Here is a 10987-nt window from a genome sequence, read left to right on the forward strand (position 1 = left end):
ATCAGACCTCGACCGTCGGGATCTTGCGCGGTGCCATGAAGTACATCCAGGTCAGGGCAAGGAAGTACATCGCCGGGATCAGGGTGAACAGCACGGTGTAGTTGTTGTTGGTCACGGTCAGGATATGGCCGACGATCTGCGTCATGAACATCCCGCCGATGGCCGCGCACATCCCGCCAAAACCGAACACCGTGCTCATCATGTGCTTGGGTGTGTAGTCCATCACCAGGCTCCAGATATTGGCGGTCCAGGCCTGGTGCGCGCCGATGGCCAGGGAGATGGCAAACACCGCGACCCATAGCTGGCTGGAGCCTGCAGCCATGATCACGCCGACGATGCAGCAGGCAAACAGCAGCATCGACAGCAAGCGCGCCTTGATCGGCTGCATGCCACGACCGATGAGGAACGAGGACAGAATCCCGCCGCCCACGCTGCCGAAGTCTGCCGTCAGGTAAATGATGATCAGCGGGATGCCCATCTGGGTCACGTTGATCCCCAGGTTGTATTGCTGGTTGAGAAACGGCGGCAGCCAGTACAGGTAGAACCAGAACACCGGCGCGGTCAGGGCGTAGGCAATGGCGAAGGCCCAGGTGCCGCGCATGCGCAGGATGCGGCTGAAGGGCACGCGCGGTTGTTCGGGCTCGACTTCCTGTTGCACGTAGTCCAGTTCCGATTGCTTCACGCTTGGATGGTCTTCGGGGTTGTAGTACTTCAGGCCCCAGAACACCAGCCAGATCCCACCCAGCGCAGCCATGCACAGGAAGGCAGCCTGCCAGCCCCACACATGCAGCACCAATGGCAACAGCATCGGGGTCATCATGGCGCCGACGTTGGTGCCGGCGTTGAAGATGCCGGTGGCTACCGCGCGCTCACCTGCGGGGAACCACAGGCGGGTGGTCTTGACGCAGGCCGGGTAGTTGGCCGCTTCGGTCAGGCCGAGGATAAAGCGGCAGACCATAAAGCCCACTGCTGAGGTCGCCAAGCCGTGGGCGCCGGTGGCGATGCTCCACAGCAGTACCGCGCAGAAGAACACGCGCTTGACACCGACCCGGTCGATCAACCGGCCTTGCAGCACAAAACCAATGGCGTAGCCGACCTGGAACCAGAAGTTGATGTTGGCGTAGTCCATCGCCGTCCAGCTCATCTCCTTGGCCAGGATCGGCTGCATCACGCCCAGGGCGGCGCGGTCGATGTAGTTCAGGGTGGTGGCGAAAAACACCAGGGCCAGCATGCCCCAGCGGGTTTTGCCGACGGCGAGGGCGCCGCGAATCTTGTCGCCAATAGCCGCTTGCGGGTTGCCGGGGCGCGGGGCCACGGCGGAATTTTGCGAAGGCATGAGAGGTACCCGTTTTTTGAAATTTTTATGGTGTGTTCTGGGTCGTGATCACAGGTGCACGCCGATAAAAAGCGGTCCTGGATGCGCAATCGATGGTGCGCAGTGGCTAAAAAATCGTCAATTCGCCAATCGCCATTGTGTTCGATAATCGCCCATAAAACTAACCGGTTCGTACATTTTGAATTGCTGCTTTATTGCGCGCGGCCAATAATTTGCCGCAAACAAGACCAGCCTTCATTGCCGGGAGTCACCCCATGCAACGTTCCATCGCCACAGTTTCCCTGAGCGGCACCCTGCCGGAAAAGCTCGAAGCCATTGCTGCGGCTGGGTTTGATGGGGTGGAAATCTTCGAGAACGACTTGCTGTATTACGACGGCAGCCCCCGCGAAGTGCGGCAGATGTGTGCCGACCTGGGCATTGCCATCACGCTGTTCCAGCCGTTTCGTGACTTTGAAGGATGCCGCCGCGAACGCCTGGCGCGCAACCTGGAGCGGGCCGAGCGCAAGTTCGACCTGATGCAGGAACTGGGCACCGACCTGGTGCTGGTGTGCAGTAATGCCTCGGCGGACTCCACGGGCGAACATTCGATCCTACGCGATGACTTGAGTCTTTTGGCCGAACACGCCGGCCGCCGTGGCTTGCGCATTGGCTACGAGGCCCTGGCCTGGGGCCGGCACGTCAATACCTGGCAACAGGTCTGGCAACTGGTGCGCGAGATCGATCACCCCAGTCTCGGGGTGTTGCTGGACAGTTTTCATACCTTGTCGCTCAAGGGCGATCCGACGGCGATCGCCCAGATCCCTGGCGACAAGATCTTTTTTGTGCAAATGGCCGACGCGCCGATCCTGGCCATGGATGTGCTGGAGTGGAGCCGGCACTTCCGCTGCTTCCCCGGCCAAGGCGAGTTCGACTTGCCGGGCTTCTTGGCGCCAATCATCCAGAGTGGCTACACCGGGCCGCTGTCCCTGGAGATTTTCAACGATGGTTTTCGCGCCGCGCCCACCCGGGCCAACGCGGCGGATGGTTTGCGCTCGTTGCTGTACCTGGAAGAGAAGACCCGCCAACGTCTGGCGCAGCAAGCCACGCCTGTCGATATCCTGTTCGAAACCCCGCCTGCCAGCGAGTACGACGGCATCGAGTTCCTGGAGTTCGCGGTGGATGAAAACCTCGGCGCCCGGCTCACGCAATGGCTGCAACGCCTGGGGTTCGTCAAGGCCGGGCAGCACCGGTCCAAGAGTGTGAGCCTGCTGCGCCAGGGCGACATCAACCTGATCCTCAACTGCGAGCCTTACTCCTTTGCCCACAACTTTTTCGAGGCCCATGGCCCGTCGTTGTGCGCCACGGCGATCCGCGTCAAGGACAGCGCCAAGGCCCTGGAACGGGCAGTGGCCTACAAGGGTCAACCCTATCGCGGCCTGGTCGGGCCCAATGAACTGGAGCTGGCGGCGGTGCGTGCGCCGGATGGCAGCCTGATCTACCTGGTGGACCAGCACGCCGGCGGGATCTACGACACTGATTTCAACCTGCAAGCGTCCAGCACCAGCGGCGGCGGCTTGCTGCGTATCGACCATATGGCCATGGCCCTGCCGGCCGACAGCCTCGACAGTTGGGTGCTGTTCTACAAGAGCCTGCTGGATTTCGAGGCCGACGATGAAGTGGTGCTGCCGGACCCCTACGGCCTGGTCAAGAGCCGGGCGCTGCGCAGCCGCTGCAGCTCGATCCGCCTGCCGCTGAATATTTCCGAGAACCGCAATACGGCGATCTCCCACGCGCTATCGAGCTACCGTGGCTCCGGGGTGCATCACATTGCCTTCGATTGCGCGGATATTTTCGCCGAGGTCAGCCGGGCCAAGGAGGCGGGCGTGCCGCTGCTGGATATCCCGCTCAACTATTACGATGACTTGGCGGCGCGGTTTGATTTCGATGATCAGTTTCTCAGCGAGCTGGCGTACTACAACGTGTTGTACGACCGCGATGCCCAGGGCGGTGAGTTGTTTCACGTGTACACCGAACCTTTCGAAGGGCGGTTTTTCTTCGAAATCATCCAGCGCAAAAACGGCTATGCGGGTTATGGCGCAGCCAATGTGGCGGTACGCCTGGCGGCCATGGCCAAGTCGCGCAGCGGTGCGGTGCGTCAGGCCAAGTTGTAGGGGGTTGGCGCTTCCTTCGTACGACGTGGCGGCCCATAATCACGGCCTGCATAAATGGCCGTGAGCGCACCATGAACCCGACGTCCGAACTGCCCGACGCCCCCCTGGCGCCGCGCAAGAGCCGCAAGAACAACCCGGAAAAGACCCGCGAGAACATTCTTCAAGAGGCCATTGTCGAGTTCGTGCAGCAGGGGCTTTCCGGTGCGCGGGTGGATGCCATCGCCGAGCGCATCCACACCTCCAAACGCATGATCTATTACTACTTCGGCAGTAAGGAACAGCTGTACGTCGAGGTCCTGGAAAAGCTCTACGGGGATATCCGCAACACCGAGACCCGGATGAACCTCACCGAGCTGGAACCCCGTGAAGCGATCCGGCGCCTGGTGGAGTTCACCTTCGACCACCATGACCAGAATGTGGATTTTGTGCGGATTGTCAGCATCGAGAACATTCACAACGCCGAGTATGTGAAAGAGTCGGATGCGATCAAGGCAATGAACAGCAACATCCTTGAAGCGCTGGGCGCGACCTTGCGCCGGGGGGCGGAACTGGGGGTGTTTCGCGCAGGGCTGGAGCCGTTGGATGTGCATCTGCTGATCAACTCGTTCAGCTTTTACCGGGTGTCCAACCGGCATACCTTCAGTGAGATCTTTCAGATCGAGTTGTCGGATGAGGCAATCAAGCAGCGGCATCGGGCGATGATCTGCGAATCGGTGCTGCGTTACCTACAGGCCTGACTCCCCCGCCGAACTCAATGTGGGGTGGGCTTGTGTGGGAGCAGGCCTGCCAGCTCCCACATTAGGAACCGGTTTCTACAGTGAAGTATTCATGCTCTGGAAATGATCGAGCATCCTTTGTGCATCTGCTTTCTTGCCACTGAACAACTCAAACGCCTTCACCGCCTGGAACACGGCCATATTGCCCCCATCCAGCGTGCGACAGCCCAAGGCCCGGGCCGTGCGCAGCAGTTCGGTTTCCAGCGGGAAGTAGACGATTTCCGCGACCCACAGCGCAGCGCGTAGCAACCGCGCTGGCACTGGCATGCCCGGCAGCTTGGCCATGCCCATGGGCGTGGTATTGACCAGGCCGTCAGCCGCCGCCATCGCGCTGTCCAGATCACTGCCGGCCTGCGCGCGGCCGGGGCCGAAATGCTGGTTGAGGTTATCCGCCAGGCTTTGCGCGCGGCCATGGTCCACATCGAAAATACTCAACTGCCCGACACCCTCGGCCAACAGTGCGTGGGCCACTGCTGCGCCCGCGCCACCGGCCCCCATCTGCACCACGCGCTGGCGCGCAGCCTCATGCAGGCCACGGCGAAATCCTTCGGCAAAACCCAGGCAATCGGTGTTGTGGCCGATGCGCTTGCCGTCGCGCCAGATCACGGTGTTGACCGCGCCGATGCCCCGGGCTTCGGGCGACAGTTCATCAAGCAGCGCCAGGATCACTTGCTTGCACGGGTAGGTGATGTTCAACCCGGTGAAGTTCATCTGCTCGGCGGCCTTGAGCAGGTCGGGCAGGGCGCTGCTGTCCAGGCGCAACTGATCCAGATCGATCAGGCGATACAGGTAGCGCAAGCCTTGGGCATCGCCTTCCTGCTCATGCAGGGCCGGCGTGCGCGACGCTTGGATGCCGGCACCAATCAGGCCGGCGAGGATACGTGGCTTCATTTGAGTTCCCGGCTGAAATGCTCAAGGGCCAGGTGATAGCCGTGGCTGCCAAACCCGGCGAGCACGGCCTTGGCGATAGGCGAGACGAAGGAATGGTGGCGGAAGGGTTCACGGGCGTGCACGTTGGACAGATGCACTTCGATCACTGGCAATTCACTGGCTACCAGGGCGTCGCGGATGGCCACCGAGGTGTGGGTCCAGGCCGCCGGGTTGATCACAATCCCGGCACAACGGGCGCGGGCGCCGTGGATCCAGTCCAGCAGTTCGCCTTCGTGGTTGGTCTGGCGAAACTCCAGTTTCAGCCCGAATTGTTCAGCGCTGCGCCCGCACAGCGCGGCGACGTCGGCCAGGGTCTCGTGGCCGTAGGTGGCCGGTTCGCGGGTGCCGAGCAGGTTCAGGTTGGGACCGTTGAGGACCAGCACAATAGGTGGCATAGGGATGTCTCCACTGTTGTTTTTATTGATCGAGATAAAATGTACTGAATAGTTAATTTGGTCAATTGACGAAGTGTCGCGCTGTGGATAACCGTTCGATTATCGAACGCTGAATAAGGTTTTCCAGCACTGCCCAAGAGTGGATATCAATTGAAAATCATTCTCGATAACGCTTAAGATGCCCGCCTGTTTCCTTTACATCCCCAGGGAGTCGGTTTGTCGGACGTGGATCTCAAGGGCCTGTTTCTCAAGCATGCCGATACCCTGCGCCGGTATCTGCTGCGCAAGGTGCGGGACCCTCAGTTGGCTGCGGACCTGGTGCAGGAGAGTTTTCTGCGCCTGGCACAAAAGCCGTCCAGTGAACGGATCGACAACTCCCAGGGCTATCTCTACCGCACGGCGAGCAATCTGCTGATCGACCATATCCGCCAGGAAGCACGGCGCAAGACCGACTCCGTGCCCCATGAGGCGCTGGCCGAGATTGAAGATGAAGTGGCCGGGTTGGAGGCTCAGGCAATGGCGCAGCAACAGCGACAGGCATTGAAGCAGGCGTTGGCGGAACTACCGGAGCGTACGCAGCAGATTTTCCGCCTTAACCGCGTTGAAGGCATGACCCACGCCCAAGTCGCGCGGCACCTTGAAATTTCCGACAGTTCAGTGCAAAAACATCTGGCCAAGGCGCTGGCACATGTCATGCAACGTTTGCGGGAGGGCGATGTGACGCCAGCCGACGAATGAATTACTGGAAAAACGCTGCTCAAACGTCACTGTTTCATACAACGAGAATTCGAGACTCACACGTGAATAGCCAGGAGTCGCAACAGCCCAACATTACTGAGACCGCCGCCGATTGGGCAGTACGCCTGCATGCGGGTGGGCTGGATGTGCAGGAGCAAGCCGAACTGCAACGCTGGATCGACAGCGATAGCCGTCACGCTGCGGAACTGGTGTATGCCCAGCAGACCTGGGCGGCGCTGGGCGACTTGCAATTGGACACGCCGGTGCATCGCCAGCGTCCGCCTTCGGTTGGCGTGCCTGTGCGTCGCGCCCAGCGTCGGCGGCCATGGCGCGTGGCGGCAAGTGTCGCGCTGTTGCTGGTGGTCGCCGGTGTTGGCTGGTTGCAGGGGCCGCAAGCCTTGTTGCAGATGCAGGCCGACTACCTGACCGCCAAGGGCGAAGTGCGCATGGTCCGCCTGATTGACGGCAGCACTGTGGAGCTGGACTCCTCCAGCGCCATCCGCCTGGACTTCGACGGCGAGCAGCGCCGGATCAGCCTGTTGGCCGGCTCGGCGATTTTCGACGTGGCGCCCATGGCTGGGCAGGAAACCCGACCATTCGTGGTGCAGAGTGTCGGCGGGCAAACTCGGGCGCTGGGCACGCGCTTTGTGGTCGGTCGCGAGGCAGACGACCAGGCGTGGGTGGGTGTGCTGCAACACAGCGTGGCCGTGACCCAGCAAGACCGACCGCAAACCACGGTCCTCCAGGAAGGGCAGGCCGCCCGCTACAGCATGCAAAACGGTGTGGTTGAGCTGCCCAACCTTGACCTGGCCCGGGCCACCAGTTGGCGGCGCGGGGTGCTGGTGTTCGATCGCCAGCCGCTGGCCAAGGTGGTTGAAGAGCTCAATCGCTACCGCCCCGGCCGGGTGGTGCTGACCGATGCCGAGCTGGGCAAGCGTGAAGTCAGCGCGGTGGTGCGCCTCGACATGCTGGACAAGGCGCTGGGCACCTTGACCGAAGAGTTGCAGGTGCGGCGCTTTGATCTGGCGGGTGTCAGCCTGATCTACTGACACACCGCAAACCTCCCTGTGAACGGGCGCTTTTGTGTGGGAGCTGGCTTGCCTGCGATAGCATCACCTCGGTCTGCCTGGTAGACCGAGTTGCCCGCATCGCAGGCAAGCCAGCGCCTACAAAAGCCTGCACTCCTGGCTGATCTTCCAATAATTTTCAGAAACACTTACTGAGTCCCAGTCTCTGACGCGTCTTGCTAATCGAGAAGTATTCGCATAGACAAAAAACGCTCAGCGAAGGGATCACAACAATGTCTGCAATCAACAAAGGGCGCACCACCGGCAGCCGGTTGGCCCTGGCCATTCACTTGGCTCTGTTTGCCAGCGCAGGGCAGGCCTACGCCGCCGCTCCTGTGGCCGGCGCTTCGCAGCCTGCGACGCTGATGTTCGATATTCCTGCCCAGCCCCTGGGCGGCGCAGTCCTGGCCTTTGCCGACCAGGCCGGCTTGCAGGTGTTGTTCGACAGCCCGCGCCTGCAAGGCCTCAGCAGCACCGCGCTCAAGGGCCAGTACAGCGCCCAGGAAGGGTTGGGGCGTTTGTTGGGCAGCGCACCGGTGGAGTATCGCTTTACCGGCGAACGCCAGGTCACCCTCAATCGCGTCAGTGTCGAACAGGACGGCGCGTTGACTGTCGGCACCACCACCATCAACGCCACTACCAACGGCAAGCCCAGTGACTGGGTGTACGAAACGCCGCGCTCGGTGGCGGTGATCACCCGCGAGCAGATCGATAAGCGCCCACCCCGGCACGCCGCCGACATGCTCGAAGAAACTGCCGGTGTCTACACCGCCGTCAACCAGCGTGACCCTGGCCTGTCGGTGAATATCCGTGGGGTGCAGGACTACGGCCGGGTCAATATGAACATCGATGGCATGCGCCAGAACTTCAACGTCAACGGCCACCAGCAACGCAACGGCACGATGGTGATCGACCCGGAGTTTGTCTCCAGCATCGAGATCGACAAAGGCAGCCAGTCGGGCATGGGCGGCGCGGCGGTGCTCGGCGGGATCGCGTCTTTCAAGACCCTGGACGCCAGTGAGTTTTTGGCCGATGGCAAGGAGTACGGCGGGCGTCTGCGCGCGGGTAACGGCATCGGTAAACTGGGTAACGGCACCAACTTCAACGGCAGCGGCGTGTTTGCCTTTGGCGATGAACGTGGCGATGTGCTGCTGGGCTACAGTGAGCGGCACTTTGGCGATTACCGCGCCGGTACCAACAACGACCAGAAACTGGGCACCAACCTGCGCGCGCGCAAATACCAACCCGAAGCGTTTGACGATTGGTTGAACAGCGAAGTCGGCGATATGGGTAGCGTGACCCGTTCACAGATCGTCAAGCTGGGCTTGAACCTGCCCAACGATCAGCGCGTGCAACTGAGCTACCTGCAAACCGACAGCGACAGCAACGACGCGTGGGCCTATACCGCCGATGATGCGCAAAGCGTTTACTACCAGCGTGTGAGCAAGAACAACCTCAACGCCAAGAACGTCGCGCTGGACTACAGCTACACCCCGGACAACCCACTGATCGACTTCAAGGCCAAGGCGTACTACGTCACGACGCAATTGGAGCGGACCAATGCGCCGAACCTGGCGACGCCGGGCACGGGCAACGAGGTCGGCGGCTACACCGACCACTTCCAGACTGATACCTGGGGCTTGCAGGCCGACAACACCTCGCGCTTCGATTTCAATACGCTGGGACGGGTCAAATGGAACTACGGCCTGGAGATGTACCAGGACGAATTCAAACCGCGTACCAACAAGGTCGAGGCGGTCAACCTCCAGGGCTTGCTGCCGTACGTCGAAGGCGCTACCCCGGGCGGCAAGCGCACCATCGCCAGCCTGTTCAACAACCTGCAATACGAATACGACAACTGGCTGACCCTGGATGCCGGCCTGCGGTACGACCGCTACCGGCTTGAAGGCCAGACCGGGATGACCCTGTACAAACGTGACCGTTTCTACAACAGTCTGGTAGGCGCCAAGCGGGTGGCCGAGGTGTTTGATATCGATAATGAAGAGGGGCACTTCTCGCCCACCTTTGGCATCGGTATCAAGCCTGGGCTGGAGTGGATGCAACTCTATGCGCGCTGGGGCAAGGGCTGGCGCCCGCCGGCAGTCACGGAGACCTTCATGACCGGTCGGCCCCATGGCGGTAACTCGTCAGAGCGGGTGTTTCCCAACCCTTATCTGAAGGCTGAAGAGTCGCGGGATTGGGAAATGGGCGTCAACGTGTTCAAGGAAGGGCTGTTTTTCAACGACGACCGCCTGGGCATCAAGGTCGCCTACTTCGATACCAAGATCGAAAACTTCTCGTTCCTCAACCACAGCGTCAGCTTGCCGGAAACCAGCGTTGGCGGTTTCCTGGGGACCATGGCCTACGTCAACAACACGGCGCCGACGCGCTTTCGCGGCATGGAATACCAGCTCAACTACGACATGGGCCGGGCCTACGCCAACCTGAGCTACACCCACATGATCGGCAGTAACGACTTCTGCTCGAAGAACTATTACATGGGCGGCGCCAAGACCAGCGGGCCGAGGACTACGCGTATCGAATCCTACATTCGTCCGGATGGCCGCCCAGGCATCCGGCCGGTCACGACCTATGAAGTGCTGGATGACGATGTTGCCAACAATAAGGAAAGCTGCGGCCGGATCATGGGCAACGCCACTTATATGCCAGCAGATCGCGGCTCGTTGACCCTGGGCGCGCGGTTCCTGGAAAAGCGCCTGGATACCGGAGTGCGAGTGCGCTACAGCTCGGGCAACGGCGCCAACCTCAACCAGCAGGGCTACGAGTTCATCGACCAGGCACTGTGGCCGCAATACACCCTCTACGACCTGTACGCCAGTTACTGGATGAGCGATCATTTGAACCTTGGCCTGGCCCTGGAAAACGCCACTGACGAAGCCTATTTCGTTGCCATGGGCGACGCCAACAACCTCAGCCTGGCGCGCGGTCGCACGTTGAGCGGGATGCTCGAATACAAGTTTTGATCAAGGTGTTTGAGCCCGTAGGTCCTGGGCATTCGCGGTAATGGCTCAACCGATAAGCGTCTACAACGTAAACCCGATGTCCCATTTCATGGGCGAGTTCAGCTGTGTCCAGGTGGTAAGTGCTGGTGGCTTCCAGGGCAATTGAGCTGTTGGCAGGTAGCGTTTTGAGCCAGCGGCCAAGAGCATCGCGGTCGTTGGTAATGGTTTGAATGGCTTTGAGGTCTTCGCGGTAGGCGACGACGTCGGCCTTGGCCACATCGATACCCAGAACCGTTGGTGAAGTAAGGATTGTCATAACAAATCCTCGGAGCGAGTGTTTAAGGGTTTGTCGGGGTCTATCCCAGCGCTGGCTTGCCTCTATCGTCGGTTTTCCCGATGAATTCCTTATCGGCGCTTGGGGTAGAAAGGGCGGGACGAGAAGTCTCCCACGGTCCGTACTGGCTAGAGTCGGAATCGGGCTTTTAGTCACCGCCCACCCCTTCAAGTTTAAACATACAAGCGGGCTTGCTCGCGAAAGCGGTGGGTCAGCCAGCTACTTGGCAACTGATCCACCGCCATCGCAGCCTCGCCGGGGCTCGACAGCTCCCACCTTTGATCTTCATCCAGACCGA

General features: G+C 60.7%; 8 protein-coding genes and 1 pseudogene. 5 read left to right on the plus strand and 4 right to left on the minus strand.

What is annotated here, in order from left to right:
• Position 1: 1 nt before the first annotated feature.
• The gene (locus KL786_RS19350) at positions 2-1336 is read right to left on the minus strand and encodes an MFS transporter (RefSeq protein ID WP_032861820.1); all 1335 of its coding nucleotides are present in this window, start codon (positions 1334-1336) and stop codon (positions 2-4) included.
• A gap of 254 nt (positions 1337-1590) precedes the next feature.
• Here KL786_RS19350 and quiC point away from each other — a divergent pair, with 254 nt between their 5' ends.
• Together quiC and KL786_RS19360 are read left to right on the plus strand one after the other, a co-directional pair.
• Positions 1591-3486 carry a 3-dehydroshikimate dehydratase QuiC gene (gene quiC, locus KL786_RS19355; protein ID WP_215518640.1) on the plus strand — a complete coding sequence of 632 codons (1896 nt, stop codon included), beginning with the start codon at positions 1591-1593 and terminating at the stop codon, positions 3484-3486.
• Between the two features lie 71 nt (positions 3487-3557).
• A complete protein-coding gene (locus tag KL786_RS19360) occupies positions 3558-4223 on the plus strand; it encodes a TetR/AcrR family transcriptional regulator (RefSeq protein ID WP_032861824.1) in 666 nt (221 codons plus the stop codon).
• Between the two features lie 75 nt (positions 4224-4298).
• Here the strand turns inward: KL786_RS19360 and KL786_RS19365 are convergent, their stop codons facing one another.
• Entirely contained in the window at positions 4299-5153 is an 855-nt protein-coding gene (locus KL786_RS19365) for a shikimate dehydrogenase (protein WP_215518641.1), read from the minus strand.
• Positions 5150-5587, minus strand: a complete 438-nt coding sequence (gene aroQ / locus KL786_RS19370; protein ID WP_032861827.1) for a type II 3-dehydroquinate dehydratase — start codon at positions 5585-5587, stop codon at positions 5150-5152. Before aroQ ends, KL786_RS19365 begins: the two co-directional genes overlap by 4 nt.
• 216 nt (positions 5588-5803) lie before the next feature.
• Here aroQ and KL786_RS19375 point away from each other — a divergent pair, with 216 nt between their 5' ends.
• The 3 genes from KL786_RS19375 (at position 5804) to KL786_RS19385 (ending at position 10376) form a co-directional block, all read left to right on the plus strand.
• Positions 5804-6325, plus strand: a complete 522-nt coding sequence (locus KL786_RS19375) for an RNA polymerase sigma factor (RefSeq protein ID WP_215518642.1) — start codon at positions 5804-5806, stop codon at positions 6323-6325.
• Between the two features lie 62 nt (positions 6326-6387).
• Positions 6388-7374 (plus strand): FecR family protein, encoded by a 987-nt coding sequence (locus tag KL786_RS19380; RefSeq protein ID WP_215518643.1) that lies wholly within the window; start codon positions 6388-6390, stop codon positions 7372-7374.
• Between the two features lie 251 nt (positions 7375-7625).
• On the plus strand, positions 7626-10376 hold the full coding sequence (locus KL786_RS19385; protein ID WP_215518644.1) for a TonB-dependent receptor: 2751 nt from the start codon (positions 7626-7628) through the stop codon (positions 10374-10376).
• A 22-nt stretch (positions 10377-10398) separates the two neighbouring features.
• Here KL786_RS19385 and KL786_RS19390 read toward each other — a convergent pair.
• Positions 10399-10671 (minus strand): annotated as a pseudogene (locus KL786_RS19390) (IS110 family transposase); the annotation flags it as partial.
• Positions 10672-10987: the final 316 nt, after the last annotated feature.

It is taken from the genome of Pseudomonas sp. TAE6080, from assembly GCF_018732265.1.
GTDB lineage: Bacteria > Pseudomonadota > Gammaproteobacteria > Pseudomonadales > Pseudomonadaceae > Aquipseudomonas > Aquipseudomonas brenneri.

Coding starts and splice junctions, on each gene's coding strand:
- KL786_RS19350 (WP_032861820.1), bottom strand. CDS start 1,336: ATGCCTTCGCAAAATTCCGCCGTGGCCCCGCGCCCCGGCAACCCGCAA.
- KL786_RS19365 (WP_215518641.1), bottom strand. CDS start 5,153: ATGAAGCCACGTATCCTCGCCGGCCTGATTGGTGCCGGCATCCAAGCG.
- aroQ (WP_032861827.1), bottom strand. CDS start 5,587: ATGCCACCTATTGTGCTGGTCCTCAACGGTCCCAACCTGAACCTGCTC.
- KL786_RS19360 (WP_032861824.1), top strand. CDS start 3,558: ATGAACCCGACGTCCGAACTGCCCGACGCCCCCCTGGCGCCGCGCAAG.
- KL786_RS19385 (WP_215518644.1), top strand. CDS start 7,626: ATGTCTGCAATCAACAAAGGGCGCACCACCGGCAGCCGGTTGGCCCTG.
- quiC (WP_215518640.1), top strand. CDS start 1,591: ATGCAACGTTCCATCGCCACAGTTTCCCTGAGCGGCACCCTGCCGGAA.